Genomic DNA, 24,786 nt, shown 5'->3' with positions numbered 1-24,786 from the left:
GGTCTCGGGAACGACCGCACCACCGCAAGCACAGCACCAGCGTCACCGTATCCAGGAGCAAGGGCCGATGGCCGTCAAGATCGACAAGAAAATCAAGGGCTACAGCGTCGTCACCCCGGAAGACAAGGCCAAACAGGCCGAGGCCGCCAAGGCCGAAGCCGTCAGGCGCGAGGCCGCCGAAGCCGCCGAGGCCCAGGCCAGCAACGTCATCCAGATGCATGAGCGCATCGAGCGCCCCGAGACCCTGATCGGCTCCACCTACAAGCTCAAGACGCCGTTGTTCGAGCACGCCCTGTACGTGACCATCAACGACATCGTGCTCAACGCCGGCAGCGAACACGAACAGCGCCGCCCCTTCGAGATCTTCATCAACTCGAAGAACATGGACCACTTCCAGTGGATCGTCGCGCTGACCCGCATCATGTCGGCGGTGTTCCGCAAGGGCGGTGATGTGACCTTCCTGGTCGAGGAAATGAAGGCCGTGTTCGACCCGCGCGGCGGCTACTTCAAGGCCGGCGGCGTGTACATGCCCTCGCTGGTCGCCGAGCTGGGCAGCATCGTCGAGGACCATCTCAAGGCCATCGGCATGATCAAGGACCCGGAGCTGAGCGACGCCCAGCGCGCCCTGATCGCCGAGAAGCGCGCCGCCTACGCCGCGCTCGACTCAAAAAAAAACTCTGAAATAAGCCTGGCCGGCGCAACGCCGGCTGCAGTCGCGACCACCAGCGAAGCCCCGGTCGTCACCGACGACCGCAGCGGCGAACTGTTCCCCGAACCCAAGGTCCGCCCCGACCGCCGCGAGGAAGATGTGGAAGTCACCGGCGACGGCGGCGTCTCGTTCCCGCCCTCCGCAACCATGTGCCACAAGTGCAACACCAAGGCGCTGGTGATCATGGATGGGTGTGCTACTTGCCTCAACTGTGGCTACTCGAAGTGCGGGTGAGCTGAGGAAGAGAAGGACGAGGCTCGATGGCCTTTTATGTCGTGCGTAAGGAGGCTCCATGAATGATGGCACTGAAGAGCAGGCGGAGAAGAATGGTGCTGTTGAGCCGCTTTTTGCCGTTGCTTTGAATGGTGACGACTCGCTGCGCTTCTACTCCCTCGAAGACTTTATTGAGTGGGCTAACGTAGAGCTGCAAGCGTGGAGCAAGTGGGTTGACTATGTGCAGCCTCGCGGAACTAGAGGGGCGAAGCGAGCAGTAAGGCAAAGGACGCTGTTTCAGACTTCGATCACTCATGCGACTAATGCGCTTAAGCAAGATGGACAGGCAAAGAAGCAGTCCATTGCAGCGATAGTTGGTCAGTTGAGCGAGATAGGAAACAGAAAGATTCTGCTTTCGAATTCTTTCCAAGGATTGAGAGTGCTGGAGCTCCACAAGCTTCGTCCAGACCTCTCGCTCGCGGCGTGGTCAATTGAGACTGGGTGCGCAGGGACAGTGGCTAGAGAACAAGAGGAGCCATTGCTTTCAGAGCTATTTCAGGCAGTCACCTATTACGCGGTGCCTAGTTGGCAGCAAGACCTACTAGTTCGAGCAGACGAGCTGCTGACATCTCTGGAGTCTAGAACTGCTCAAGGCCAACGCCTTTTAGGCGAGATTTTGGAACGCGCGAAAATAGAGCGTGGTGAGCAACAAGCCGCTCATTTGAAGACTGTTGAGGGGATTGAGTCTGGCTGGAAGGATCAAGCGGCAGACATTAACAAGGACTGGGGCTCGCTCAAGCGAGCGTTCCGAGAAGATATGAAACTGAAGGCATCCCGGCAATATTGGGAAGACAAGGCGTCAAGACACAAGGCTTATGCCGTTGGATGGGGCATTGCCTTCGGCTTGGCATTGACCGGGTCGGTGATTGCTCTTCTATTGTGGGGCGTTGATTGGTTGGCTGGAAGTGCCACACTTTCTTCTGAGGTTAGCAGTGCTCAAAGAGGCGCTGGTCTCGAAATGTTGCCTCGATTGCTTGTGGTACTTCTTCCAGCATTTGCCGTGATTTGGCTTCTTCGAATAGCTGGCCGTCAGCTTGCTGGCCATCTTTCTCTCGTAGAGGACGCAAATGAAAGGAGTACTATGCTGCTGACCTTCTTGGCACTCCTTTCTGGTGAAGATCATGGCGGAGATCTGTCAGAGAAGGATAGGATCCTTATACTCCATGCCCTGTTTAGACCAAGTGCTGTCTCCTCTCAGGATGATGCTCCACCGGCACATTGGTTTGATCTCCTGATGGAGAGAGTAGGATCGGCTGGCAGATCCGGAAAGCCCTAAATTTGAGAAATGAGGTTGGCCACCGTAGCCCGGGTAAGCGAAGCGCACCCGGGACTTTGAGATGGTAGGCAAAGCGGGAAATGAGGTCAGGTTCATTTTTGATCCGACGCACTCAACAAACCTTGGAAGGACGGAAAACTGGGGTCAGAGTCGACTTTCCAGGCGCCGTCTCTTGAGCAGCCGGTGTAGCCCGGGTAAGCGAAGTGCACACGGGATTGGCTTCCATCGTGGGTTTTGATCGGAACGTGCAGCTTCACACCATCTGGATGATGGCGAGGATGTTGCCCTCGGGATCCATGAACCACGCGGCCCGGGCGCCGCCGCCGGTATAGATGTCGCCGTCCACTTCGTCGTCGGGCATGTCGTAGTGCTCGAACGTCACGCCGCGCTGTTTGAGCTCGGCGACTTCCTTCTCGATGTTCTCGACCTGCCAGAAGGCCTGGCTCGCCTTCGAGGTGCCGGCGTTGTCGGTGGGATACAGGAATGCGGCGGTGCCGTTGCCGAAGCGGTAGGTTACGCCGTCCGCCAGCTCCCCTCCCGGCTCGAAGCCGAGGACCTGTTCATAGAAGCGCCGTGCACGCGCGACGTCGCGCGCCGGAAGATAGGCATAGATGGGATGGTTCTGGAGCATGATGTCCTCCTGTCGGGAACACGGCCGATCGTGGCCGGTACCTGATCGACGATCCAGGCCATGCCGATTCGACAGCTAGCGTAGCCCGGGGTAAGCGGAGCGCACCCGGGGCGTTGAGGTAATAGGCATGCATCCCGGGTGCGGCCTCCGGCCTTACCCGGGCTACGATAAGGTCGTTGGACCAAAAGGGGACGGAGGGAATTAATCTACTTTGATTCCCTCCGTCCCTTTTTCTGGCAATGAGCGGAATGTCGGCGGTTGGCGGTTCACTTTAAGGAGCACAAGGTGGTGTTCGAGAATAAGCATTTCAGTTATCTGCACGGCCTTGTCCAGAACCGCACGACGGTTCGGGCCATGGCCCAGATCGACCGGTTGACGGAGCAGGGAGCGGCGAACACCACCCTGATCAAGTGGGGTCTCTCGGCGGCGCAGCCGTCGGGGTTCAACGTGACTTGGTACTGCACCCGCATGGCGATCCAGAAGGTTCCGCGCGGCAGCGGCATCGAACTGATCTACATGGGGCCGGATGGACACATGGGCTATGGCACCGCCAGCGGCGACAGCGAGTCGCCGATCTGGCCCGCCGGTGATGGGCCCGATGTCCATGGTGTGCTGCGCGACCTGCGGACCATTGGCGAAGGCGTCTATGCCGTGGGCATGGGGCGGCAGGTCTACCGACGCAACCTGGCGGGCGCCTGGGAGCGGAAGGATGCAGGAGTGCTGCAGGACCGCGAGCTTATGGAGGTCGTCGGCTTCAATGCGATCCATGGCATCGACGAAGCGGAACTGTATGCCGTGGGCTATGCCGGCGAGGTGTGGCGTTGCGACGCGGGACGCTGGGAGCAACTGGACAGTCCCACCGACGTGATCCTCAATGCGGTGCACGTACTTCCCGACAGCCGGGTGGTGGTGGCGGGCAAGAGCGGCTTCCTGATGATCGGCTCGCGAAGCGCCTGGGAGGTCGTCGAGACCGGCCTGGATGCCCAGATATGGGATATCCAGTACTTCAACGACGGGATCTACCTGGCCACCAGTGATGCGCTCTATCGGCTCGACGCGAATCATGTGCCGCAGCAGGTGGACATGCGTCTCGCAGGGCCGGTGACCTGCGGTCAATTGGATGCCGGCGACGGCATCCTCCTGTCGACTGGACGCAAGCACCAGTGCTGGAGCGATGATGGGAGCACCTGGCATGATCTCGCATGAGTTCGCTTCATGCTGACCCAAAGGGGTCGGAGGGAATTATTCCACTTTGATTCCCTCCGTCCCTTTTTCGGCTTGGATGTTGGGGCGGGGAAGTCGGACAAACTTATGTTGCGGGCCGACTCAACCGGCAATCGTACGCCGGAAGGTCTTGTGCCAAAAAGTAATGCCAATGGCGGAGCAGGAATGTAATGGGAAAAACAGGCGTAACTTTTCTTGATGGTCACTCTCCTCGGCGAAACTCCCTGGGCCTCATCGCCTTCCCAAATAATCTTGATGGAAGAACAAATTTCTGCCGTTTTTTTAGCAAAACTCCCGACGACCGTTGGTTTCATACTGACTTCGATTTCCAGGCGAAAGCCGTCAGCGCCATTATCCAGGAACACAAGGGCTACAAGGCTTGGTGGGTGCTGGGAAAAAATGGGGAGGTAGCTGAACTGGTGATTGGTGGCCCTACAAACCTGGAACAAATCGCCGGTGCCGGGCTCAATCGCCCCCAGCCTTATGGTTACCTAGAGTCGCTGAAGAATATTCGGAATACCTTGTACGCTTGTGGCTATGGCCGCCAGGTATATAGACGCGACAGTAACGGTTGGATATCGATTGCCGATTCGATACTCACCCGCGAAGAAGCCACCGGCTTTTTTGATATCGACGGGCTGGATCACGATAATCTTTATGCAGTCGGCTGGAAGGGCGAAATCTATTTCTACGACGGAAGTCGCTGGCTCAAGGATGACAGCCCCACGACCGCACATTTATCGAGTGTGAAATGCTTGGACGATGGCACCGTTTTCATCAGCGGCGACCGAGGTATTGTCCTTAAGGGATCGTTCAATCACTGGCAGTTGATCGAGACTGAAGGTTTCACTGGCAACTGGTACGGTCTGGAAAGTTTCAACGGAGCTATTTATCTTGCAGGAAATGCTGAAATCGCTCGTGTCGAGGGCAGCTCCATTGTTCCAGTGAACGTAGCAGAACAACCCATCACTACCCATCGACTCGATGCCAGGGAAGGGCTGCTTTGGTCGATTGGTGAAAGCGATATCTACATATTCGATGGTGACCGCTGGATGGAGGTGAAGCATCCGGATAATCGCTGACTGGATAGCTGTCCGTGCATCTTTCGATACTACAAACCGTTCTCGAGAAATGCGGTCAGATTCATTCTCTTCGGTGATCCGCTGAAAGGCATTGTCGACTGAGATGCCGACGATGGACGAATTGTCGGTGCGTTGTCCTTTGAAGAAAGTGGAGTGAAGCAGATCCAGGTCCGGTATCCAGGAGGTTCATGTGGCAAGACGCGAAGACCCGTATCTGTACAGCGCCGCGTTCCGTCCGGGAGCGGAGGTGGACCATCGGGCGTACCCGTACAACATTGCGGCCGTCCGCGAGCTGGATGGCATCGAGTTCCATCCGAACGTCACGTTCCTGGTGGGCGAGAACGGATCGGGCAAGTCCACTGTGCTCGAAGCCATTGCGATCGCGCTGGGCTTCGGTCCTGAAGGCGGGACCCGAAACGTCCGGTTCAAGACGGTCGAGTCTGTTTCTCCACTGCATCAGGCCCTCCGCCTTTCGCGCGGTGCGCCGATGCCACGCGACGGCTATTTCCTCAGGGCCGAAAGCTTCTTCAACGTGGCCTCGTACATGGACGAGGTTGGCTATACCGACGGCTATGGCGGCTCGTTGCACGCCAGCTCCCATGGCGAATCCTTCATGGCCGTGCTGGTCAACAAACTGCGAGGAGATGGCATCTATCTCTTCGACGAACCTGAGGCCGCCCTTTCGCCCAGCCGGCAACTGGCGGCGTTGCGTGCCATCCACGACCTTGTCGAGGACCACTCGCAGTTCATCATTGCCACCCACTCACCGATCCTGCTCTCGTATCCGCACGCCAGGATCATCCTTTTCGATCGCAGCGGCGTGAGCGAGGTGTCCTACGAGGAAACGGAGCACTATGCGATCACTCGGGATTTCCTGAATCACTATCCACGAAGGTTGGAGCAACTGCTTGCAGATGAAGACATCTGACGGATCGGATCCAAGCTCATCGAATGGGCTCTTGTCATGTTGCGCGTTGCTGGTACTGGCCTCGTTGTTCGCAGGCAATGCATGGGCCGCCTCGGTGATGCAAAAGCCGCTAGACGAGCTCGTGATGGAAGCCGACTACGTGCTGGTGGCTGCCGTCACCAGCGTGGACATGATCGACGGACGCGGACGTCCTGTGCACGACCCGGAAGCGAGAACTGGGCCGGGTTTTGACAACCAGATGCGCCTGCACCTCAAGGTCGATGAGGTCCTGTTCGACCGTGCTGGGTCGGTGCCGCCGACATTGATGGTTCCGCTGTGGAAGATGTGGCATTACCAGTTGGGCACCATTCGGGAGCAGGTGACGGGGCACCGCGCGATTTTTCTTCTGAAAGAAGACAGCCAACCGGTCTATCCCGCCTTCTTCCAGCGCTCGTTGGATGAGCGCGAGGAAATCGAGGCACTGCTCAGGCAAAACGGAAGACCGAAGGAAGACCAAGAGGGGACGGAGGGAATTGATCTACTCTAGTTCCACCTGTTCCTCTTCTGCAGGTCATGGTCGACTCTTCGCAAGCCCGCTCAGTATCCCGGAGGCCACCGTGCTCGATACCCAGGAGATTGAATGTCCGTATTGCGGCGAGCTCATCAGCCTGGTGCTGGATGCGAGCGCGGGCCCGCAGCGCTACATCGAGGACTGCCAGGTCTGCTGCCGGCCGATCACGGTGGTGCTGGACGTGGACGAAAACGGCGATGGGCGCGTGCACCTGCAAACGGAGGATGACGCGTAGTCAGCGTAGTTCGGGCAAGCGCAGCGCGCTGGACTAGGACGACGCCAGCTACTGATCTGGTCCGGTTCCACATGCTGACCGCCGCAAGGTACGCACGCCGGACTTGATCTCGCCTGACGTCCGCGACCCGATGCGGGGAGTAGCAGATTCCTTCGGTGTTCTGAACTGCTTTGATTTCATGTGATCGGCAACGACCGGAACCACGCGACGAACGCCAGCCAGGAATGGTTGTGCTCACTGGCGAAGTGCAGCCACAGCAGAATCACCGAGCCCACCGCGAACCGGACGAACGGACGGCGTCCGGACGTGCCGATGTGCATCCGGGAAACGCAGTCAGCCGCCATTGTTGTTGGTGAAGCGAAACCTGCATTCATTTCACGAATGGGCATGATCCAGTCACGTCTTGTGAACGAAGCTCGCACCACACTGCGCCTACCACCCCTCCCCCCGAGCTTGGAGCACAGACGATGATCAGTTCCTACGGCACCCGTATTCCCCTCGCGATCGCCCTGTCCTCGGCACTGGCCTTCGCCGTGGGTTGCGACAACCGCGTCGATGACCGCAACGTCGATGACCGCACCACGATGCAACCGGCCGACGAGGAAGTTGTACCGACCACTCCGGCGGACCCGATGACGCGTGACGGCGACAGGTACTCGGCCGATGCCGACCGGGACGACGTGATGGGCGATGGTCCTCGCTCTGACCAGCCGATCGACGACACCTGGATCACCACCAAGGTGAAGTCTTCGCTGCTGGCCGACTCCGATGTGGCCGGTCTGGACATCGACGTCGAGACCGTCAATGGCGTGGTGACGCTGTCGGGTCAGGTCGATCAGCAAGCGCAGATCGAGCAGGCGACGCGTATCGCGCGCGATATCAAAGGCGTGACAGATGTCCGGACGACCAATCTGGTTGTCGACGCCAACTGACCCAAGTTGCTGCGACCGGGTAAACAGGCTCTGAGTCGACTTCCAGGCACGGTCTGGGTCGATTCCGAAGCTGTGCAGCTTCGAGGCGCGACACATGTTCCGCATGGTCCTGCTTGCCCTGGTCGCCATCAGCGCCACCGCACACATTCCGGCTCCGGCCCTGCCCGGGCTGCAGAAACTGATCTGCTTCGATTTCAGGTGATCGGCAACGACCGGAACCATTCGACGAACGTCAGCCATGTGCGGCTGTATTGGCTGGCGAAGTGCAGCAACAGCAAAACCATCGAGCCCACTGCGAACCAGACGAACGGGCGGCGTCCGGGCGTGCCGCGTGGCAACGTGACCGTCAGCAACGCCAGCAACACGGCGGTTACCAGCACTGCCGGCAACTGGTACATGAACTCGGCGGGCAATGGCGGGAAATGGAATCCGAGGATGCGCGCGAGCACCGGATCGAGCAACGGCAGCAGCGTGCACGCCATGAACCGGCCGTGCACGGCCGGCGATTTTCGCCAGATGACGCCCAGCAGCAGCGCTGCCGCGAAGATCGTCGTCGTTGCCAGAATCATGTAAAGAAAGAAGCCATCGCGCGCGAACTGCGCCTCGTCCATTCGCGTGATCAGGCGATGCGCCGAGAGCACGCCGGAGACGACGAAGGCAGCGCCCAATGCCATGCCCATGCGGCCCAGCCTGCGATGTGCGGCAAACCGGCGTGCCCGCATCAGCAGGGGTTGCGCGGCTAGGAGCAGAAGCCATGCCATTCCCAGCATAGCGTGCGCATGCGTGTAGCCGTCCGCCTCGGTGAGCCGGGACAGATACCGCGGCCAGAACGCCCACAACACCAACGGCCATAGCGTCGCAACCGCAATCACCAGTGCCAGCGCCAGGCTATCCAGGGGCAGCCCGCGCCGGGTCCGGTCACCGGTTCGCGCAAGCGCATCGACAGCTCTGGTCATGGGTGATCCCTTGGCTTCCCTGTGAGCAACAACGAGTGTGCAGCAGGGAAACGGACACTGTCCGCCTCGGCGACGAAAGCCCCGTTACGGGCCGATACGACTTTTTCCTGGCCGGTTTTTGCCGCAGTGCACATTGACTCCCCCGAAAACCATACGCTAGCGTCGGGTCCGCGGTGCAGGGGAGGGGGAGTCGCAGAAGTTCGATGCCCCGGCCGCAGATGGGTTTTGTCATCGATGCGGGCGCCGGCCGGTGCCCGTGGTGCACACCATTTCAAAAGGGGCAAGGCATATGGATATTCGACTCGGCGGTACCGTTGGACGGTGGCTGCCCGCGCTCGTGTTGCTCGCGATCGGCGGACAGGCCATGGGCAGCACCCTGAACCAGAATGTTTCCTGGACCATCGACCGGTCGGGAACCAGCACCAAATATCGCGTGGTGGCCTACGGCGACTCGATCTACGCCGGCTACAACGGTTCCATCAGCAAGGCCGCGCTGTATGCGGCGCCAACGGTGGATGCCGAGTACATTTCGGCGAAGTGGAACGCCGACATCGAAAGCGTGCGCCGGGCCAAGTCGGGCGCGGTGGCCAAGGACGTCTACGAGAACAAGATCGTGGGCGAGCGCTCCTACATGCAGCACAGTTCGACCCGCATGGTGACCTTCGAGATGTGCGGCAACGATGGCCTGCAGGCGCGTTCCAGCTTCAAGTCGCAGACCGGCACCTGCAACTACAGCGGGATCGAGTCGGCGATCTCCTCCTGCCGCACCTACGTGGCCCGGGCGATGGACTACATCAACGCCAATGCGCATCCGAACGCGAAGCTGAAGGTGATCTCCAACCTGTACTACCCCGGCTACGACGCAGACAACGTGCAGAGCTCGTGCAAGGATGCCAATACCGGCGCGACGGTGAACATGCGCAGCGTCTTCCTTCCGGCCATGGCGCGGATGAACTACTGGATGTGCGAGTACGCCCGGCAGAAGGGCTTCAAGTGCGCCGACAGCTTCGCCCAGTACATGGCCGCGGACTACGACCGCAACGGTGACGGCATCGTCGATTCCGAGGCGATCCGTTACATCCCCGGCGAGAGCGAGAGCAACTACGTCAACCGCATCTCGGTGACCTTGCGCTCGACCCTGCGCGACGCCAACTTCAAGCTGGTCAGCAGCTCCAGCAGCTACGACTACATCCAGTCCGACGACGTTCACCCGACCTACACCGGCACCACCGTCTGGGCCGGCATCTGGGGCGGCAGCTCGGGTTCGGTGACGCCGCGCTACACCAGCTTCCCCGACGGCCGCAGCCCCATCTGGAACCGTTACGGGCACGAGCGGATGGGCTGGGCGCTGTCGGTCTACAACCCGGCCGGACCGAACTGACCGGCATCGGTTGAGACAGGTCCATGAGCACGTCCGGCAACTCGCACACCACGCCGCCCGGCCAGGGCGGCGATGGTGTGCGGGTGGTCGCCAAGGCGCGACCTGCGCGTCGTGCGGCATTGTTTTACAAGCTGCTGGCCGTGGTGCTGGTCGGGGCCGGAATTGCCTGCCTGCTGCAGTTGCCGAAGACGCCGCGCGCGGTCGCCGGCACCGGAGCGGAGACGCCGGTGCGCGAAGCCCGTGATGCAGGGCAGCCCGCAGGGAGCACGGACGCCATGCCGACCGCGCGCCGGATGCCGGCACCGCTGGAGGACCCGGTCGACCTGCCCAGCAGGGACCGCGATGACATCGCCGCCTGGATACGGCCCGGCGATCCGGAACCGACGGTCGCCGAGGTGATCGACGCGCTGCACCACGTCGGGATCCGCAGCGGCATCGCCGCATTCAATCCGCCGGGTACCAGCCCACCGCTGGAAGGGCTGGCGGTGCCCGAGGACTACGAGCTGCCGGAAGGCTATGTCCGCCACCACCAGGTGACCGACGAAGGCGAGCCGATCGAGGCGATCCTGATGTTCTCGCCGGACTACACCTTCCATGACGACCAGGGCCGCCCGATCCAGGTGCCGGAGAACCGCGTCGTGCCGCCCGAGCTGGCGCCGCCCGGCCTGCCGCTGCGGCGGGTCCGCATTCCTTCTTCGAAGGTTCCTGATTGATCAGAAAATCGATTACCGAGCCGGGCTCGCAGCGATTTGTGGGGCCTCGCTGGAGCAGGCTGGCCGGCATTGTCGCCAGCGCCGCCTTGCTCGGCCTCTACGCGCGCGGCGGTCATGCCTGGCTGCTCGGGTTCGTCGTGCTGTTGCCGTGGCTGCTCGCACTCAATCGCGAACGGACACAGGCCGGCGCGCTGCTGAGCGGGCTGTTGATGAGTGTCGCTTTCATGGCGGCGGTGTTCATCTGGTTCGGCGCCGCCATCGGTGCCTACACCGGCGTTGGCGCGTTGCCGGCGACCCTGGTCCTGCTGGTGCTGGCGCCGCTGCTGCAGTGCCAGGTGCTGGCATTCGCGTTGGTGCGTCACCTGGTCGGTCGTCGCCATGGGCCGTTGTTGCGCGCACTGGCCGGCGCCTCGGCCTGGGTGGGTTGCGAGTGGCTGGTGCCCAAGCTGCTTGGCGACACCCTCGGCCATGGATTGTTTCCCTCGGCGTACCTGCGCCAGGTTGCCGACCTGGGTGGTGCGGCGGGCATCACCTTCCTGCTGATCCTTGTCAACGAAGCCCTGGCCCTGATCGCGGTGCGTTGGCGCGAGGGCGGCGCGCGCGCCATGCTTCGGCCCGCGGCGCTGGCGGCGGCTATTGTCGTCGCGATGGCAGGCTATGGCGGTGCGCGGTTGTCCGCATTGCAGTCGCCGCCTGCCGCGGACGTGCCATCGCTGCGGGTCGCAATGGTGCAGGCGAGCATCACCGACTACGAGCGCCTGCGTGAGGAAATCGGCGCCTATGGCGTGGTCCGGCATGTGCTGGACACGCATTACGCGCTGTCGAATTCAGCCATCCGCGACCACGATGCGGACGTGCTGCTGTGGTCGGAGACGGTTTACCCGACGACCTTCGGACATCCCAAGAGCGAGGACGGTGCGGCACTGGACCGCGAGATCCTCGACTTCGTCGATTCCGTCGGCGTGCCGCTGGTGTTCGGCACCTACGACATCGACGATGCCGGCGAATACAACGCGGCGGCCTTCGTCGAGCCGGGCAGGGGCCTGCTCGGCCACTACCGCAAGGCCCACCCGTTCCCGCTGACCGAGCATGTGCCGGGCTGGCTGGACGGCCCGCTGTTGCGGCGCCTGCTGCCCTGGACCGGCGGTTGGCAGCCGGGCGACGGCGCCCGCGTGCTGCCACTGCGCACGACAGACGGGCGCGAGGTCAATGTGGTCCCGCTGATCTGCCTGGACGATGTGCGCACCGGCCTGGCGATCGACGGCGCGCGGCTGGGCGCGCAGGCGATCATCGGCCTGTCCAACGATTCCTGGTTTACCCGGTATCCGAACGGTGCCCGTCTGCACCTGACGGTCGCGGCGTTCCGCAGCATCGAAACGCGCCTGCCGCAGCTGCGGGTCACCACCAACGGCCTCAGTGCGATCATCGACGATACCGGCGAAGTGCGGGTGAGTACGACCATGGGCGACCCGGCGGTGCTCACGGGTACTCTCGCCGCGCAGGATCCGCCGGTCACGCTGATGGTGCGCTGGGGCGACTGGGTGGGCCGGACCGGGTTGCTGTTCCTGCTTGTACTGGCCGTGTTTGCCGGCTGGCGCGCGGTGAGCGGCCGCCGGGCCGGGATGGATACGGTCACACAGGGGGGCGATGCTCATTTTTCGGCGGAGGTGGCCGTCCTTCCGGCCGCGTGGCGCGCCGTTGCCGCGCTGCTGCGGCTATGCGCGGGCGTCGGTCTGCTCGCATTGGCACTGGGCATGCTGCTGCGTCACGGCGCCCAGGTCCAGTCGCTGTCGCAGATCTGGTTGTTCGCCGCGATGGTGGTGGCGCCGATGCTGGCCGCATGGGCGATCCGGCGTGCGTTTGCCGCCACCGCGCGCATCGAGGCCGGGATGCTGGTGCTCGACCAGCGTGCCCAGCGGGTCGAAATTCCGGTGGGTCAGATCACAGGCCTGCGTGCATGGCGGGTGCCCCTGCCGGACAGTGGCGTCGACCTGCAGCTGGCTTCGGGCAGGCGCTGGCCGCTGGGTATCATCCTGCCCGACCCCCGTGCGCTGCAACGTGCGTTGGCTGCGGCCGGATCGCCGGCGCGCATGGCCGGCGGCGCATCCGATCGCATGGCCGCGCTTGCACAGGTGCGCGCGTCGATCCGCCGCCGGTGGTTCGAGCATGCGCTGGTGAAGTTCGCGCTGTTCCCGCTGCTGCCCGCGCTGGTCGCCTTCCGTCTGCATCAACACATCGCCTTTGGCGGCACCTTTGGCGAGTACTACATCTACGGCCCCAAGGCCTGGCTGCTCGGGTTGCTGATCTGGTGGACGGCGTGGTCGATCGGCCTGATGTTGTTTGCCGCTGCGCTGCGCATCGTCATCGAAGCTGTCACCGGGTTCGTCTTGCTGCTGCGCCCGGCTGCTGCGAGCGATGCCCGGCGTGCGCTGGAATGGCTGGGGCGGTTGGTCTTCTACGTGGGCGTGCCGGCCTGGCTGCTGCTGCGTATTCTGTCCGCCTGAGCGGGCGCACAGCCACGGCAGCCCAGTATGGATGTGCTGCTGTTCCGGAAGTTTCCTGTCGAAGATCTCATTTTCTGAAATAAGCTGCCCATGCCATAGTCCTGGTCGTCGTCGTCCTCGTCGCGCGGGGTGAGCGATGGCGACTTTTTGCCGGCGTTCTGGCCGCACGGGCATGGGCGGCATACCCGTCAGGCGGGGTCATGCTGAAATGAAAAAGAGGATCTGATGGAAACAAAGCGAGGTACCTGCCACTGCAAGGCAGTGGAGTTCGAAGTCGATCTTGAGCACGGTTTCGAAAACGTGCGGCGCTGCAATTGCTCCATCTGCAGCCGCAAGGGCGCGATCATGGCCGCCGTGCCGCTGGACAGGCTTCGGGTGGTGCGGGGCGCGGACAAGCTCTCGCTCTACCAGTGGAACACCATGCAGGCCAGGCATTATTTCTGCAGCATCTGCGGCATTTACACGCACCACCAGCGCCGCAGTGTTCCTACGGAGTACGGTTTCAATGTGGCGTGTATCGAAGGCGTCGATCTGTCGCGCATCGGCCCGATCGGAGCCAGCAACGGCGCGGGCCAGAGCCTGATCGGCGAGGTGCCCTGAACGGATCCTTGATAGCTGTGTCCGGTCCCGGCGCCGTTTCTAATATTGCCCATAAGCTGGCGGCGATGGATTCCTGCGTTTCTATTTCCCGCACAATCGGCCTATCCTGACACTCACCCTTTCCATAGCGCGAGGCTTTCACATGTCCAATTTCGCCGGTGCCCTCAAGGAGGAAGTGGCACGTCTGGCGCGCAAGGAACTGCGCAAGACCATCGATCCGATGCGCAAGCACGTCGCGAGCCTGCGCCGCGATGTCGCAGCGCTCAAGCGTGAGAATGCCGAACTGCGCAGGGAATTGACGACCTTGGGCAAAGCTTCCCGCTTTGCGATGTCGGCCGCGCCGCCTGTTGCCGCATCCAAGGGCTCGTCCAAGCCGCGCCGTTTCTCGCCCGCGGGCCTGCGCAAGTTGCGCGACCGGCTGGGACTGGCGGCGGCGGATTTCGGGCGCCTGCTCGGTGTCAGCGGCCCAACGGTCTACAACTGGGAGAAGGGCATCACCCGTCCTCCGGCCGAGCAGCTGGAGCGTATTGCCGCGCTGCGCGGCAAGGGCAAGCGCGAGGTGCTGGCCGCGCTCGAAGCGCTGGGCTGATACCGATCGTATCCGTTGATCCGGCGCCGTCAGCGCAAGTGCGCCGGAATCTCCTCCGGCACGGTCCAGTAGTAGACCACCGAGTCGCCGATGATCCGCTGCCGCTGCGGTACCCAGTCGCCCATGTGGTAGTTGTGGGTGACGATGCGGGTGCCGGGGGCGAGCCGCAGCAGCTTCGGCCGCAGGCGCAGGTTGAGGTCGGGCAGCAGGTACAGGGTGACCACGGTCGCGCTGGTCAGGTCGAGCTCGAACATGTCGCCCTCGATGAAGGTCACCTTGTCGTCCACGCCTTCGCGGTGGGCGGCGAGGTTGGCCTCGCGCACGAGTAGCGGGTGCAGTTCGATGCCGACCCCGCGCGTGCCCCAGCGCTGGGCGGCGGTGATCGGAATGCGGCCATCGCCGGAACCGAGGTCGTAGACCACGTCGCCGGGGCCGACATCGGCGATCTCCAGCATCGCGTCCACCACCTCCTGCGGGGTTGGCACGTAGACCACGTCCGGGGTGCGTGCCGGGCGCGGACTGTCCTCGGGGGCGAGCGAGATGAGGTCGTACACCGCGTCGACAGGCGGCAGGTCGAGCGGATCTTCATCGGCTGGGGCCGACCGGGGCTCGCCTGCCGTGGCCGGGGCGTCATCGGCCGATGGCGCGGCCGGCGGCCCGGCGCTGCAGCTGATGGCCAGCACCGCCGCCATGGCGATCGCGAGCATGCCTGCTGCGTGAGGCGCCATGCGGCTTCCTGTCTGCTGCCATCCTTTCGGACTGCCACGTTGCAGATGTCCCATCGCGTGCTCCCGGGCCGTTGTCCAGGGTGTCATTGTGGCCGGGTCCGGGCACCGGGTCGCGGGCCGGATGTCACCCCCCGCGAAATCCGGCCCGGAGTTGGGTAAGGTTGCGTCCAGGCGCCTGCACTAGGCCTTCATGTAACCCGCGTGACCCCGCCACGTGAGTCCATCCATGCCGCCCCGCCAATCCGCTCCGAACATGTCCGCCGCCGTCGCGCCATCGCCACTGGCCGGTTTTGCCCGTTTCCTCCAACGCCACCCCGAGGCCGGCGTCATCGACATCGTCGTCGACACCACCGATCACAATGGTGCCCGGGTCCCGGTGGTCGCGACCGGTGCCTACCGGCTTGGCGACGGCGTTTCGCTGGCCGAATCCGCGCGGATGGCCTACGAGAACGAAGACGACGGCTTCCTCTACGACGAGCTGGAACTGCTCGACGATGCGGACGACATCATCGTCGTCGGCTTCTACCCGCGATGGCCCAATTCGACCGCGGAGGGCGACGCGGCGTTGATGACGGCCCTGCGCGGATTGGTGCCGGCACACACTGACGGCGCGGTGCGGCGGACCTACCTGTTCCACCATGTCGACCGCCAGCCCTACATCAACCTGCTGACCGGCAAGCCGTTCGCAGTACGCGGCTGAGGCCGGATACGCCGGTGATCTGCTAGATTTCCCGGCATCGGATACGCGGGCCACGAGCCGCGAAGGGAGCACGCATGGCGTCGGCAACGCAGGATCTGGAACTGTTCGTTCGCGAGTCATTGGCGGCAGGCGTCGCTCGCGAGGAAATACGGGCCACTCTGGCCCGGGCCGGATGGCCGCCCGAACAGGTAGTGAGTGCCTTGGATGTCTGGGCGGATATCCCGTCTGCGATTCCAGTGCCGCGCCCGCGCCCATACCTGTCTGCACGTGAGGCGTTCCTCTACCTTGTGCTGTTCACCACGTTGTACGTCGCCGCCTATCACCTGGGCAGCCTGTTGTTCGACCTGATCACCCGCGCGCTACCGGACCCGGCGGATTCCGAATACGTCATTGGCCGGCTGGAGCGATCTATGCGTTGGTCGGTGGCATCGTTGGTCATCGCGTTCCCGGTGTTCCTGTTCGTCGCCCGTTATCTGGGCCGCGAGTTGGCACGCAGTCCGGTCAAGCGCCTGTCGGCGGTGAGGCGTTGGCTGACCTACCTGACCCTGTTCGTAGCCTCGGCCGTGCTGGTCGGCGACATGATCACGCTGGTGTTCAACCTGCTCGGCGGCGAGTTGACCCTGCGCTTCGTGCTCAAGGTGCTGGTGGTGGCGGTGATTGCCGGGACAGTCTTCGGCTACTACCTCGGCGACCTGCGACGCGAGGAGCGGGAGGCATGAGTGGAGGCATTGCGGGCGAGGGGCGTTGGCTGGCGATCGTGGCCAGCGTCGTGGTAGTCGCCACCGTGGTCACAGCGGTCGTGGTGATGGATCCGCCGTCGGCCCGACGCGACATGCGGATCGACGAGAAGCGCGTGCGCGACCTCGAGCGTATCGAACGTGCCGTGCGCATCCATCTGGACGAACACGGCGCCCTGCCGGAGACGCTTGCAGCCCTCGCCCGGCGCCCCGGTCTACCTCTGCCGTCCGGCGACCCGGTCGATGGCGAGGCCTACGGGTATGAGGTGACGGGCCTGCGCTCGATCCGCCTGTGCGCCACGTTCGCGACCGACACCGCCCGTGAGATTGGGGGCAGTGGTTATCTCGACAGATGGCACCATCCGGCCGACCGCCATTGCTTCGACCGCCGTTTCGACAGGAAGGATTCGGGCGGCGAGTAATTTCCTGTACCACCGCGGTCCGGCATGCGGCACACTGTGCGTGAAGCAGTGTGCGGAGAGGTCGCCATGTCCCGTCATTCCAAAATCCGGCGCGACGCGCGCAGGAAGCAGGCTCCCGATCGTCCGATCCGCCGTCTCGGCGATACCCTCCAGCCCCACGCGCAGCTGATCGATGCCGATGGCAATGTTGTCGGCGGGGCCGGATTGCGCGATCGCGAATGGGTGATGGTGCTCGGCGGCAAGGCCCTGAGTGGGACCGAGAGTGCGGCGATGATGCTTGCGATGCTCAGGCACGCGGTGGCGGTGCAGGCCGATGCCGGTCGCAAGCTGGAACTGCATGTTTCGGCCGCGCTGGACGCCGCCGCCGCCCATGAGGCGATGGCGGCCGGCAAGTCGCTGCCGCAGTACCTGGAGATGCTCGAAGCCGAGCGCCAGGAACGGCGGGCCGGGGATATGCCGACCACGCCGGATGGCTTGTCGTCCTCGGCCGTATCGCACTGAGCGGGACTGGCCTGTCAGCGGCGATGTCGTCAGGTGCTGCGTGGAAACCGGAACCGGCGTACCCTCGCATCATCGCCGTTCTGCCAACCCCTGGGGAGGGAAGTGATGAATGCTGCCGCACGCCCGAAGTCGTACTGGTTGATCGCAGTAATCGCCTTGTTGTGGAATCTGCTTGGCGTGCTGGTGTTCCTGCTCACGATCGCGATGACGCCCGAACAGGCGGCGGCGATGCCGGATGCCCAGCGCGAGGTATACGAGGCCACGCCGTCGTGGATCAACGTGCTGTGGGGCGCTGCGGTGGCGGCCGGCGTGTTGGGCGCGTTCGGGTTGCTGCTCAGGAAGCGCTGGGCGGTGATGTTGTTCATGGTGTCGCTGGTCATGGTGGTGCTGCAGATCGTCGGCAGCTTTGCGGCGACCCCGGCCTGGTCGCTGCTCGGGCCGTCGAGCCTGGTGATGCCGGCGGTGATCCTGCTGATCGCGCTCGGGCTGTGGCTGTACGCGAAGAAGGCCGACGCACGAGGCTGGCTGGGCTGAGCATGTCCCGGCCGCAAGGCCGGGTCACTGCCTGCGCCGCGATTGACCCGCGTCCGGGATGGATATTCCCGCGCCGGCCTCTGGCCGTGCGCGGGGCGGATGGGTAGCGTTTGCGCTCCACCTTCCCGAGTACCGCCATGAGCATTTCCTTGTCGATGTATCCGGCCTCCGTGCCCGTCTTCATCCATACCCTGCAGAACCTGGTCCATGTACTGAAGAAGGGCGAGGCGCATGCCGTCGCCCACGGCTATGCCCCCGAGGCACTGCTGCAGGCACGGCTGGCGCCCGACATGCTGCCGCTGGCAAGGCAGGTGCAGATCGCCACCGACATGGTCAAGAACGGCTCCGCCCGGCTGGCCGGCATCGAGCCGCCGCGATTCGATGACGACGAGACCGCCTTCGACGAACTGTACGCGCGCGTCGAACGTGCGATCGCGTTCATGCGCAGCGTGCAGCCGGAGCAGGTCGACGGTGGCGAGGACCGCGACATCACGCTGAATTTCGGCAAGGAAAGACTCGAGTACAAGGGGCAGGCCTACCTGCTCGACTTCGTGCTGCCGAACCTGTTCTTCCACGTCGGCATCGCCTACGCGATCCTGCGCCAGTCCGGCGTCCGGCTGGGCAAGCTGGATTACATGGGAGCCGGCATCGAGCGCTGAACGCCGCGCCGTTCAGTCGCCGAGCAGTTGCCGCCGGCGGGCCCGCGTGAGCCCGCCGATGGCTTTGTCGTACGACCAGCGGACCAGCTCGCGCAGATAGTCCTCGGGCACGGTCCGCACGTCGACGATGGTGACCCAGTGGAAACGCCCCAGCCAGCGTGCCGGCTTGATGCCCGGCACGCCGGTCAGTTCGAGAAAACGCTCCGGCGTGACCTTGATGCTGAAGCGCCAGCGCTCAGGCTCACTGGTCTTGAAATACGCAAAACGCTTGCCGCCGACGTCATGGACCAGGATGTTCGGCCCGTTGTCGTGCAACTGCACACGGGCGCCGGGCAGCGATGCGCAGAAATCCTTGAGCTGTTCGGTGTCCATGGTGTGGGTGATGGCAGAAGCCGATGCGCGTTACCAGAGATTGCGGCCGTCGATGGTCTCCACCGGCACTGCATCAAGGTCGAAGTCGTCGAACAGGCGCGCATTGACGCCGATCTTCGGGTGCTCGAAGTCGGGCTCGCCCTTGGACCAGTCCGGGGACTCGTTGAAGGTGCCGCAGCCGCAGGTCGCGCAGAAGTTCAGCTTTACCGTCTCCGAGCCCCAGCGGTAGGTGGCCACGTCGTCCCCATCCGTCAGCAGACGGAAGCTGTCCGGGGTGTAGTAGGCCCAGAGCGCGCCGCGCTTGCTGCAGATCGAGCAGGTGCAGCGGGTAACGCTGGCGGGGGCGGTGTCGACTTCAAAACGCGTGCGGCCGCAATGGCAGCTTCCCTGTAGGCGCATGGTCCATGATTCCCGTGATGGAGGCTGGGTGCCAGTATGCGTGCACCTTGCTGACAAAGTGTGTCAGCAGGGTGTGCGGGAAACCGGCCCGTCATGGAACAGAAGCCGGCGCATCGAAAGGACGCTAGGCTGTGCGACTCCGGGTCGAGAAGGACGTTGTCGTGCTGTCCCAGCTTGCCGCGCATTGCAGATACCTGCTGCCACTGTCGATGGCGCTGGCCGTTGCCGCCTGCACGACCGCGCCGGCACGCAATCCACTGGCCGAATGGCGCCCCTCGTCGAACTTCGACGAGCGCCGCGCGCGCGTGATCGTGCTCCACCACACCGAGGTGAAGGGTGCCGAGGCGGCGCTGGAGATCCTGCAGACCCGCAACTCCGGCGGTCGGGTCAGCGCGCATTACCTGATCGGCGCCGACGGCCGCATCTATCAGCTGGTGGCGGAGTCGGAGCGGGCCTGGCATGCCGGCGCGAGCCGCTGGGGCGGCATCGGCGACCTCAATTCAGACTCGATCGGCATCGAGATCGACAACGACGGCGCCTCGCCATTCCCGGATGTGCAGGTCGAGGCCATCATCGTCCTGCTCGAGGACATCACCACCCGGCTCGGCATTCCGCGCCATCTGATCCTGGGCCATGCCGACATCGCCCCGACCCGCAAGCGCGACCCGAGCGCGCATTTCCCGTGGCAACGACTGGCCGAGGCCGGTTTCGGACTATGGCCGCGCATGCCGCCCGCACCGGCGTCGGATGGCTTCGATCCGTGGCTGGCGATGCGGTTGATCGGCTACGACCTGCGCGACCCGGACGCCGCGCGCTGCGCGTTCCAGCGCCGCTACCGCGGTATCGAGTGCCGGCTCGATGCGGACATGCCCGACGATGCCGGGGCGGGCAGCCAATGGCTGCCGGGCGACGCCGATATCCTGCACGACCTGCAGCAACAGCTGATGGAAATGCCGGACGCCGCCGACGGGTGAGGCCTACGCGCCGATGCCGTGCGGCTCGATGAAGCCGGTGGCGATGCCGATGGCGACCAGCCCGATCAGTGCGATCGACAGCGCGATGCGGCGGGTCAGGGCATTGACCGCGCGCTTGCTCTCGCCGCGGTCGGTGAGCATGTAGTAAAGCGCGGCGCCGAGGTTGTAGAGGATCAGGGCGAGGAAGCCGACGACCAGCAGGGTCTTCATGATTGTGCTCCGGGGAGAGGAGAGGGCCGGCGGCGCAGCCAGCGCATGCGGATCAGCAGGGCGACCGTCATCGCCGTAAGGTACAGACCGTAGGCGACCGAGGTCGCCAGGACCTGCGGCCACATCGCCCCGTACGAGGCGTCGGCGTTGCGCATGCCCCAATGCATGCCGGCGAACGCGGCGGCTGTGGCCACCGCCAGGGCGAGGCTGTCGAATGTGGTGCGGGCCGATCCGCGCGGCTGGCGCGGGAAGCGCCAGAACAGCACCGACAGGATCACGAACCACGGCGTGAACAGGATCAGGGCGAGATTGAGTTGGATGCCCGGGACATGGGGCCGGCCTGGGAGAGGTGGTGACAGTCTAGGGAGGCAGGATCAGATTCAGTAGAATCAGAAACGGTGAAAAAAACCGTATCAGTTGATCGCTCAGCCCATGACCACCAAGACCAGGCCCGCCAAAACCAGGATCGCCCGGCACCGATGACCCGCTACCGCGCCCTCGCCGAGGAGCTCGCGCGTTCGATCCAGGCCGGCGTGTTCCGTCCCGGCGAGCGGCTGCCGTCGGTGCGGCAGACGTGTTCCGCCCGCAAGGTGAGTCCGGCGACGGTGTTCCAGGCTTATTACCTGCTGGAGGCGCAGGGGCTGGTCGAGTCAAGGCCGCGTTCGGGTTACTACGTCGCCCCCCACCCGCCGCCGCGGTTGCCGGAGCCGGAGACGCCGTCGCGGCCGGACGGCGACTCGCGCACGCTCGATGTCAGCGCACTGGTGTTCGGGGTGCTGGAGTCGGCGATGCAGCGCGACCTTGTCCCGTTCGGCTCGGCCTTCCCGAGCCCGCTGCTGTTTCCGCTGTCACGGCTCGGGCGCGCGCTCGCGACCAGCGCGGTCGAGCTCGATCCGTGGCGCACGGTCGACGACCTGACCCCGGGCCATGCCGAACTGCGTCGGCAGATCAGCCAGCGTTATCTGGTCGACGGCATCGAGGTGGCGGCCGATGAGATCGTGATCACCAACGGCGCGCTGGAGGCGCTGAACCTGAGCATCGCCGCGGTGACCCGGCCCGGCGACGCAGTACTGGTCGAGTCACCCTGTTTCTACGCCGTGCTGCAGACGCTCGAGCGCAGTGGCCTGCGAGCGATCGAGGTGCCGACCCATCCGCGCGAAGGCGTCGACCTCGACGCGCTGGAAGCCGCGATCGGGCGCCATGCCCCACGCGCCTGCTGGCTGATGCCGACCTTCCACAACCCGCTCGGCGCGACCATGCCGGAGTCCGCCAAGCGCGCGCTGGTCGAGTTGCTTGCCGCGCACGACATTCCGCTGGTCGAGGACGACGTCTACGCCGAACTGCATCATGCTCCCAAGCGGCAGCCGCCGGCCAAGGCCTTCGACCGCAACGGGCGGGTGCTGCATTGCTCGTCGTTCTCCAAGTGCCTCGCGCCCGGCTACCGGATCGGCTGGGTCGCGGCCGGCCGTCATCGCGAGACGATCGCCCGGCTCAAGCTCACCAGTACGCTCAACACCAACGTGCCGGCGCAACTGGCGATCGCGCGCTACCTGCAACGCGGCGGCTACGAGCGTCACCTGCGGCGGTTGCGCGCGACCCTGGCCGCGCAGCAGGCGCAGTATCTGGACGCGATCACGCGGTATTTCCCGGACGGCGTAAGGGTGACGCGTCCGCAAGGCGGCTACTTCCTGTGGCTGGAGCTGCCACATGGCAACGACGCCCTGGCCCTGCATCGGCAGGCACTGGAACATGGGATGAGTCTCGCGCCGGGGCCGATCTTCTCGGCCCGACGCGAGTTCGGTCACTGCCTGCGCTTGAACGCCGGTCATCCGCTCGACGAGCGTGCCGATGCGGCGCTGCGGACCCTCGGCACGCTGGTTGCGCGCAGGCAGGACAGGGCCAGTCCCGATGGCGTTGCCTAGCCTTCCACGGTCGTGGTCGGTGGCGGGCTCAACTCCAGCAGGCGGCCATTGGCGCCGTCTTCCAGCAGCCACAAGCTGCCCTCGGGACCCTGCCGGATCGCGCGCATGCGCTTGCCCATGTCGAAGCGTTCGGCTTCGCGCGCCTCTTCGCCATCGAACTCGATCCGCACCAGCGACTGCGACGACAGTCCGGTGATGAATCCGTTGCCCTTCCAGTGCGGGAAGCGGTCGCCGTCGTAGATCACGAAGCCCGACGGCGAGATCACCGGTGTCCAGGTGATCTTCGGGGCGATGAACTCGGGGCGGGTGTCGTGGTTCGGGATCGGGCGGCCGTCGTAGTGGTCGCCGTTGGAAACGATCGGATAGCCGTAGTTGCCGCCGCGTTCGACCAGGTTCAACTCGTCGCCGCCCTTCGGCCCCATTTCGTTGTTCCACAGCCGGCCCTCGGCATCGAAGGCGATCCCGAGCACGTTGCGATGGCCGAGCGACCACACCTGCGCGGCCACCTCGCCCTGGTCGACGAAAGGATTGTCGGCCGGCGCGGTGCCGTCGTCGTTGAGACGCAGGATCTTGCCCATGTTCGAATTCATGTCCTGGGCCGGGTCGAACTTCTGCCGTTCACCGGAACTGACCCACAGGTAGCCGTCCCTGTCGAAGGCCATGCGATGACCGTAGTGGCCCTGGCCGGTGACCTTGGGCACCTGGCGCCAGATCACCTCCAGACCGGACAGGCGGCCGCCGCCGCGGGCGTTGAGCTGGAGCCGCGCGCGCGCGACAGCGGCGCCGCGGGTGTCGCCTTCGCCGGGTTCGGCATAGCTGATGTAGACCAGATTGTTGTTGGCAAAATCCGGATGCAGGATCACATCTCCGAATCCGCCCTGGCCGCCATAGGCGACCTCGGGCACGCCGCTGATCTCGACCGCGTTGCCCGTGTCTTCGCCGGTGAGGGTGACCAGCTTCAGCTTGCCGCGCTTCTCGGTGACCAGCAGGCGGCCATCGGGCAGGAATGCCATCGCCCACGGCTCGTCGAAACTGGCCATGTCGACGGTGACGAACGGGGCAGCCGGTTCCTGCGCGGCAGCCGTGGACGTGTTCGCGGCCACGTCGTTGCCCCGGTTGCCGCAGGCGAGCAGCAGGGCGGAAAGGCAGGCGATGGACAACAGGTTGCGGGGCATCTTGGACTCCGGATTCCGGGCGGGATGGACGAACAGGTCCAATGGTCGATTCTCGCATCCATCGTCCCGCGCTTCACCCATGCCGGAGGTATCGGTCTGTTCTCGTCCGCAGCGTTCGGCAGCGCAGCATTGGCGCGGATATTCCCCGGCCTGTTCGTAAAGGTTGTGTTGTGTTCATTCGCCCGCACCCGGAAACCGTGCGCGAAACGCGGTCGTTATCACGTCGCATGACGACCTGTGTCACGTCTGCTGGCGCGAATAGCGCGGATGGAGATGAAGCGGGTTAACTGCTTGTTGGAACGCGGTCCGGGGGGGAGCGAGGGTTCATTGGCAGCGATGCAGGGTAGGCCCCGTGCGATCAGCGCATCTCGACAGTTTCACGGTCGCACGCACATCCACTTGCAGACATTCTCCAGGAGAAGTCGACATGACTCACAACAACCGCAAGCCCATCGCTGTTGCCTTGGCCCTTTCCGTCGCACTTGCCGCGCCGATGGCGTTCGCGCAGGAGTATCAGGACGAGACCACCGGCCAGGATCAAGCCGAGTCGGCGACCATGAACGCCGCGGAGCCGGCACAGAAGAGCTGGGCCGAACTCGATCTCGATCAGGACGGCTCGATCAACAGGGAAGAGGCCGCCGCCGCGCCGGCCCTGGCCCAGGTATTCGACCAGGCCGATGCCGACGGAGACGGCATGCTGACTCCTGAGGAGTACCGCAACTTCGTCGCGCAGTCCCAGAGCGACGTGCAGGAAGACGACAACTACTGAGGAAGCGGACTCCGTACCGCACATTTCCTTCCTCCCCCCGGCCACCGGCAAGCCGCGTCGTGCGGAATCCGGTGGCGAAGGGCGGTCCGGGACCGGGCCGC

General features: G+C 64.1%; 32 protein-coding genes. 23 read left to right on the top strand and 9 right to left on the bottom strand.

Annotated features, from left to right (window positions below; all coding sequences use genetic code 11):
• Window positions 1-67: 67 nt before the first annotated feature.
• Together FKV23_RS14490 and FKV23_RS14485 are read left to right on the top strand one after the other, a co-directional pair.
• Complete coding sequence (locus FKV23_RS14490; RefSeq protein ID WP_141624492.1) at window positions 68-943, top strand: TSCPD domain-containing protein; 876 nt, start codon at window positions 68-70, stop codon at window positions 941-943.
• 58 nt (window positions 944-1,001) lie between these two features.
• Window positions 1,002-2,258, top strand: coding sequence for a DUF6161 domain-containing protein (locus tag FKV23_RS14485; protein WP_141624491.1), 1,257 nt, complete (start codon window positions 1,002-1,004; stop codon window positions 2,256-2,258).
• 253 nt (window positions 2,259-2,511) lie between these two features.
• Here the strand turns inward: FKV23_RS14485 and FKV23_RS14480 are convergent, their stop codons facing one another.
• The gene (locus tag FKV23_RS14480) at window positions 2,512-2,889 is read right to left on the bottom strand and encodes a VOC family protein (RefSeq protein ID WP_141624490.1); all 378 of its coding nucleotides are present in this window, start codon (window positions 2,887-2,889) and stop codon (window positions 2,512-2,514) included.
• A gap of 354 nt (window positions 2,890-3,243) precedes the next feature.
• On the opposite strand from FKV23_RS14480, the gene FKV23_RS14475 reads away from it, so the two are divergent.
• The 5 genes from FKV23_RS14475 to FKV23_RS17575 all read left to right on the top strand — a co-directional run bounded on the left by FKV23_RS14475 (window position 3,244) and on the right by FKV23_RS17575 (window position 6,908).
• The gene (locus FKV23_RS14475; protein WP_208543175.1) at window positions 3,244-4,095 is read left to right on the top strand and encodes a beta propeller repeat protein; all 852 of its coding nucleotides are present in this window, start codon (window positions 3,244-3,246) and stop codon (window positions 4,093-4,095) included.
• Window positions 4,096-4,283: 188 nt separating this feature from the next.
• Window positions 4,284-5,195, top strand: coding sequence for a hypothetical protein (locus FKV23_RS14470; protein ID WP_141624488.1), 912 nt, complete (start codon window positions 4,284-4,286; stop codon window positions 5,193-5,195).
• A gap of 190 nt (window positions 5,196-5,385) precedes the next feature.
• Entirely contained in the window at window positions 5,386-6,123 is a 738-nt protein-coding gene (locus tag FKV23_RS14465; protein ID WP_141624487.1) for an AAA family ATPase, read from the top strand.
• Complete coding sequence (locus FKV23_RS14460; protein ID WP_167285277.1) at window positions 6,104-6,649, top strand: hypothetical protein; 546 nt, start codon at window positions 6,104-6,106, stop codon at window positions 6,647-6,649. Before FKV23_RS14465 ends, FKV23_RS14460 begins: the two co-directional genes overlap by 20 nt.
• Window positions 6,650-6,719: 70 nt before the next feature.
• Window positions 6,720-6,908 (top strand): CPXCG motif-containing cysteine-rich protein, encoded by a 189-nt coding sequence (locus tag FKV23_RS17575; RefSeq protein WP_244244021.1) that lies wholly within the window; start codon window positions 6,720-6,722, stop codon window positions 6,906-6,908.
• Between the two features lie 176 nt (window positions 6,909-7,084).
• On the opposite strand, the gene FKV23_RS14450 is transcribed toward FKV23_RS17575, so the two are convergent.
• Window positions 7,085-7,297 carry a hypothetical protein gene (locus tag FKV23_RS14450; protein ID WP_141624484.1) on the bottom strand — a complete coding sequence of 71 codons (213 nt, stop codon included), beginning with the start codon at window positions 7,295-7,297 and terminating at the stop codon, window positions 7,085-7,087.
• A gap of 78 nt (window positions 7,298-7,375) precedes the next feature.
• On the opposite strand from FKV23_RS14450, the gene FKV23_RS14445 reads away from it, so the two are divergent.
• On the top strand, window positions 7,376-7,840 hold the full coding sequence (locus FKV23_RS14445) for a BON domain-containing protein (RefSeq protein WP_244244020.1): 465 nt from the start codon (window positions 7,376-7,378) through the stop codon (window positions 7,838-7,840).
• A gap of 194 nt (window positions 7,841-8,034) precedes the next feature.
• Here the strand turns inward: FKV23_RS14445 and FKV23_RS14440 are convergent, their stop codons facing one another.
• The gene (locus FKV23_RS14440) at window positions 8,035-8,796 is read right to left on the bottom strand and encodes a hypothetical protein (protein WP_141624483.1); all 762 of its coding nucleotides are present in this window, start codon (window positions 8,794-8,796) and stop codon (window positions 8,035-8,037) included.
• A gap of 289 nt (window positions 8,797-9,085) precedes the next feature.
• Between FKV23_RS14440 and FKV23_RS14435 the strand changes: the two genes are divergently transcribed.
• From FKV23_RS14435 to FKV23_RS14415, 5 genes are all read left to right on the top strand, one after another.
• Window positions 9,086-10,177: an SGNH/GDSL hydrolase family protein gene (locus tag FKV23_RS14435; RefSeq protein WP_141624482.1), complete on the top strand. Its 1,092-nt coding sequence runs from the start codon at window positions 9,086-9,088 to the stop codon at window positions 10,175-10,177.
• Window positions 10,178-10,200: 23 nt separating this feature from the next.
• Entirely contained in the window at window positions 10,201-10,890 is a 690-nt protein-coding gene (locus FKV23_RS14430; RefSeq protein ID WP_141624481.1) for a hypothetical protein, read from the top strand.
• A gap of 38 nt (window positions 10,891-10,928) precedes the next feature.
• A complete protein-coding gene (lnt, locus tag FKV23_RS14425; protein WP_141625224.1) occupies window positions 10,929-13,394 on the top strand; it encodes an apolipoprotein N-acyltransferase in 2,466 nt (821 codons plus the stop codon).
• Window positions 13,395-13,619: 225 nt separating this feature from the next.
• Window positions 13,620-13,994: a GFA family protein gene (locus FKV23_RS14420; RefSeq protein WP_141624480.1), complete on the top strand. Its 375-nt coding sequence runs from the start codon at window positions 13,620-13,622 to the stop codon at window positions 13,992-13,994.
• 142 nt (window positions 13,995-14,136) lie between these two features.
• Window positions 14,137-14,583 carry a helix-turn-helix transcriptional regulator gene (locus tag FKV23_RS14415; RefSeq protein WP_141624479.1) on the top strand — a complete coding sequence of 149 codons (447 nt, stop codon included), beginning with the start codon at window positions 14,137-14,139 and terminating at the stop codon, window positions 14,581-14,583.
• Between the two features lie 29 nt (window positions 14,584-14,612).
• Here the strand turns inward: FKV23_RS14415 and FKV23_RS14410 are convergent, their stop codons facing one another.
• On the bottom strand, window positions 14,613-15,290 hold the full coding sequence (locus tag FKV23_RS14410) for an SAM-dependent methyltransferase (protein ID WP_167285275.1): 678 nt from the start codon (window positions 15,288-15,290) through the stop codon (window positions 14,613-14,615).
• A gap of 274 nt (window positions 15,291-15,564) precedes the next feature.
• Between FKV23_RS14410 and FKV23_RS14405 the strand changes: the two genes are divergently transcribed.
• The 6 genes from FKV23_RS14405 to FKV23_RS14380 all read left to right on the top strand — a co-directional run bounded on the left by FKV23_RS14405 (window position 15,565) and on the right by FKV23_RS14380 (window position 18,864).
• Complete coding sequence (locus FKV23_RS14405; protein ID WP_141624477.1) at window positions 15,565-16,011, top strand: hypothetical protein; 447 nt, start codon at window positions 15,565-15,567, stop codon at window positions 16,009-16,011.
• 74 nt (window positions 16,012-16,085) lie between these two features.
• Entirely contained in the window at window positions 16,086-16,730 is a 645-nt protein-coding gene (locus FKV23_RS14400; protein WP_141624476.1) for a DUF5671 domain-containing protein, read from the top strand.
• On the top strand, window positions 16,727-17,170 hold the full coding sequence (locus tag FKV23_RS14395) for a hypothetical protein (protein WP_141624475.1): 444 nt from the start codon (window positions 16,727-16,729) through the stop codon (window positions 17,168-17,170). Before FKV23_RS14400 ends, FKV23_RS14395 begins: the two co-directional genes overlap by 4 nt.
• A 66-nt stretch (window positions 17,171-17,236) precedes the next feature.
• Window positions 17,237-17,671 (top strand): hypothetical protein, encoded by a 435-nt coding sequence (locus tag FKV23_RS14390; protein ID WP_141624474.1) that lies wholly within the window; start codon window positions 17,237-17,239, stop codon window positions 17,669-17,671.
• Between the two features lie 105 nt (window positions 17,672-17,776).
• Window positions 17,777-18,205 carry a hypothetical protein gene (locus tag FKV23_RS14385; protein ID WP_141624473.1) on the top strand — a complete coding sequence of 143 codons (429 nt, stop codon included), beginning with the start codon at window positions 17,777-17,779 and terminating at the stop codon, window positions 18,203-18,205.
• 137 nt (window positions 18,206-18,342) lie between these two features.
• A complete protein-coding gene (locus FKV23_RS14380; RefSeq protein WP_341867566.1) occupies window positions 18,343-18,864 on the top strand; it encodes a DUF1993 domain-containing protein in 522 nt (173 codons plus the stop codon).
• Between the two features lie 12 nt (window positions 18,865-18,876).
• Here FKV23_RS14380 and FKV23_RS14375 read toward each other — a convergent pair whose 3' ends face one another.
• Together FKV23_RS14375 and FKV23_RS14370 are read right to left on the bottom strand one after the other, a co-directional pair.
• Complete coding sequence (locus FKV23_RS14375; protein WP_141624472.1) at window positions 18,877-19,236, bottom strand: MmcQ/YjbR family DNA-binding protein; 360 nt, start codon at window positions 19,234-19,236, stop codon at window positions 18,877-18,879.
• Between the two features lie 30 nt (window positions 19,237-19,266).
• On the bottom strand, window positions 19,267-19,635 hold the full coding sequence (locus tag FKV23_RS14370) for a GFA family protein (RefSeq protein WP_141624471.1): 369 nt from the start codon (window positions 19,633-19,635) through the stop codon (window positions 19,267-19,269).
• 209 nt (window positions 19,636-19,844) lie between these two features.
• On the opposite strand from FKV23_RS14370, the gene FKV23_RS14365 reads away from it, so the two are divergent.
• Window positions 19,845-20,609, top strand: a complete 765-nt coding sequence (locus FKV23_RS14365) for an N-acetylmuramoyl-L-alanine amidase (protein WP_141625222.1) — start codon at window positions 19,845-19,847, stop codon at window positions 20,607-20,609.
• 3 nt (window positions 20,610-20,612) lie between these two features.
• Here FKV23_RS14365 and FKV23_RS14360 read toward each other — a convergent pair whose 3' ends face one another.
• Window positions 20,613-20,819, bottom strand: a complete 207-nt coding sequence (locus tag FKV23_RS14360; RefSeq protein WP_141624470.1) for a twin transmembrane helix small protein — start codon at window positions 20,817-20,819, stop codon at window positions 20,613-20,615.
• Entirely contained in the window at window positions 20,816-21,097 is a 282-nt protein-coding gene (locus tag FKV23_RS14355) for a hypothetical protein (protein ID WP_141624469.1), read from the bottom strand. Before FKV23_RS14355 ends, FKV23_RS14360 begins: the two co-directional genes overlap by 4 nt.
• Before the next feature lie 201 nt (window positions 21,098-21,298).
• Here FKV23_RS14355 and FKV23_RS14350 point away from each other — a divergent pair, with 201 nt between their 5' ends.
• Window positions 21,299-22,741, top strand: a complete 1,443-nt coding sequence (locus FKV23_RS14350) for an aminotransferase-like domain-containing protein (RefSeq protein ID WP_141624468.1) — start codon at window positions 21,299-21,301, stop codon at window positions 22,739-22,741.
• On the opposite strand, the gene FKV23_RS14345 is transcribed toward FKV23_RS14350, so the two are convergent.
• Entirely contained in the window at window positions 22,738-23,916 is a 1,179-nt protein-coding gene (locus tag FKV23_RS14345) for a PQQ-dependent sugar dehydrogenase (RefSeq protein ID WP_141624467.1), read from the bottom strand. The two genes, FKV23_RS14350 and FKV23_RS14345, sit on opposite strands and share 4 nt — an antisense overlap.
• 24 nt (window positions 23,917-23,940) lie before the next feature.
• Between FKV23_RS14345 and FKV23_RS14340 the strand changes: the two genes are divergently transcribed.
• Window positions 23,941-24,147 (top strand): hypothetical protein, encoded by a 207-nt coding sequence (locus FKV23_RS14340; protein ID WP_141624466.1) that lies wholly within the window; start codon window positions 23,941-23,943, stop codon window positions 24,145-24,147.
• A gap of 196 nt (window positions 24,148-24,343) precedes the next feature.
• Complete coding sequence (locus tag FKV23_RS14335; RefSeq protein WP_141624465.1) at window positions 24,344-24,685, top strand: EF-hand domain-containing protein; 342 nt, start codon at window positions 24,344-24,346, stop codon at window positions 24,683-24,685.
• Window positions 24,686-24,786: the final 101 nt, after the last annotated feature.

Origin of the sequence: Lysobacter alkalisoli, assembly GCF_006547045.1 — a bacterium.
Taxonomy (GTDB): Bacteria; Pseudomonadota; Gammaproteobacteria; order Xanthomonadales; family Xanthomonadaceae; genus Marilutibacter; species Marilutibacter alkalisoli.
Note: the sequence above shows the minus strand (reverse complement) of the source record. Positions and strands in the feature narration are given on the sequence as shown.

Excerpts from the sequence above, each read along its gene's own strand:
- FKV23_RS14490 (WP_141624492.1), top strand. The coding sequence starts at position 68 with ATGGCCGTCAAGATCGACAAGAAAATCAAGGGCTACAGCGTCGTCACC.
- FKV23_RS14485 (WP_141624491.1), top strand. The coding sequence starts at position 1,002 with ATGAATGATGGCACTGAAGAGCAGGCGGAGAAGAATGGTGCTGTTGAG.
- FKV23_RS14480 (WP_141624490.1), bottom strand. The coding sequence starts at position 2,889 with ATGCTCCAGAACCATCCCATCTATGCCTATCTTCCGGCGCGCGACGTC.
- FKV23_RS14475 (WP_208543175.1), top strand. The coding sequence starts at position 3,244 with ATGGCCCAGATCGACCGGTTGACGGAGCAGGGAGCGGCGAACACCACC.
- FKV23_RS14470 (WP_141624488.1), top strand. The coding sequence starts at position 4,284 with ATGGGAAAAACAGGCGTAACTTTTCTTGATGGTCACTCTCCTCGGCGA.
- FKV23_RS14450 (WP_141624484.1), bottom strand. The coding sequence starts at position 7,297 with ATGCCCATTCGTGAAATGAATGCAGGTTTCGCTTCACCAACAACAATG.
- FKV23_RS14445 (WP_244244020.1), top strand. The coding sequence starts at position 7,376 with ATGATCAGTTCCTACGGCACCCGTATTCCCCTCGCGATCGCCCTGTCC.
- FKV23_RS14440 (WP_141624483.1), bottom strand. The coding sequence starts at position 8,796 with ATGACCAGAGCTGTCGATGCGCTTGCGCGAACCGGTGACCGGACCCGG.
- FKV23_RS14435 (WP_141624482.1), top strand. The coding sequence starts at position 9,086 with ATGGATATTCGACTCGGCGGTACCGTTGGACGGTGGCTGCCCGCGCTC.
- FKV23_RS14430 (WP_141624481.1), top strand. The coding sequence starts at position 10,201 with ATGAGCACGTCCGGCAACTCGCACACCACGCCGCCCGGCCAGGGCGGC.
- FKV23_RS14420 (WP_141624480.1), top strand. The coding sequence starts at position 13,620 with ATGGAAACAAAGCGAGGTACCTGCCACTGCAAGGCAGTGGAGTTCGAA.
- FKV23_RS14415 (WP_141624479.1), top strand. The coding sequence starts at position 14,137 with ATGTCCAATTTCGCCGGTGCCCTCAAGGAGGAAGTGGCACGTCTGGCG.
- FKV23_RS14410 (WP_167285275.1), bottom strand. The coding sequence starts at position 15,290 with ATGCTCGCGATCGCCATGGCGGCGGTGCTGGCCATCAGCTGCAGCGCC.
- FKV23_RS14405 (WP_141624477.1), top strand. The coding sequence starts at position 15,565 with ATGTCCGCCGCCGTCGCGCCATCGCCACTGGCCGGTTTTGCCCGTTTC.
- FKV23_RS14400 (WP_141624476.1), top strand. The coding sequence starts at position 16,086 with ATGGCGTCGGCAACGCAGGATCTGGAACTGTTCGTTCGCGAGTCATTG.
- FKV23_RS14395 (WP_141624475.1), top strand. The coding sequence starts at position 16,727 with ATGAGTGGAGGCATTGCGGGCGAGGGGCGTTGGCTGGCGATCGTGGCC.
- FKV23_RS14390 (WP_141624474.1), top strand. The coding sequence starts at position 17,237 with ATGTCCCGTCATTCCAAAATCCGGCGCGACGCGCGCAGGAAGCAGGCT.
- FKV23_RS14385 (WP_141624473.1), top strand. The coding sequence starts at position 17,777 with ATGAATGCTGCCGCACGCCCGAAGTCGTACTGGTTGATCGCAGTAATC.
- FKV23_RS14380 (WP_341867566.1), top strand. The coding sequence starts at position 18,343 with ATGAGCATTTCCTTGTCGATGTATCCGGCCTCCGTGCCCGTCTTCATC.
- FKV23_RS14375 (WP_141624472.1), bottom strand. The coding sequence starts at position 19,236 with ATGGACACCGAACAGCTCAAGGATTTCTGCGCATCGCTGCCCGGCGCC.
- FKV23_RS14370 (WP_141624471.1), bottom strand. The coding sequence starts at position 19,635 with ATGCGCCTACAGGGAAGCTGCCATTGCGGCCGCACGCGTTTTGAAGTC.
- FKV23_RS14365 (WP_141625222.1), top strand. The coding sequence starts at position 19,845 with ATGGCGCTGGCCGTTGCCGCCTGCACGACCGCGCCGGCACGCAATCCA.
- FKV23_RS14360 (WP_141624470.1), bottom strand. The coding sequence starts at position 20,819 with ATGAAGACCCTGCTGGTCGTCGGCTTCCTCGCCCTGATCCTCTACAAC.
- FKV23_RS14350 (WP_141624468.1), top strand. The coding sequence starts at position 21,299 with ATGACCCGCTACCGCGCCCTCGCCGAGGAGCTCGCGCGTTCGATCCAG.
- FKV23_RS14345 (WP_141624467.1), bottom strand. The coding sequence starts at position 23,916 with ATGCCCCGCAACCTGTTGTCCATCGCCTGCCTTTCCGCCCTGCTGCTC.
- FKV23_RS14340 (WP_141624466.1), top strand. The coding sequence starts at position 23,941 with ATGGACGAACAGGTCCAATGGTCGATTCTCGCATCCATCGTCCCGCGC.
- FKV23_RS14335 (WP_141624465.1), top strand. The coding sequence starts at position 24,344 with ATGACTCACAACAACCGCAAGCCCATCGCTGTTGCCTTGGCCCTTTCC.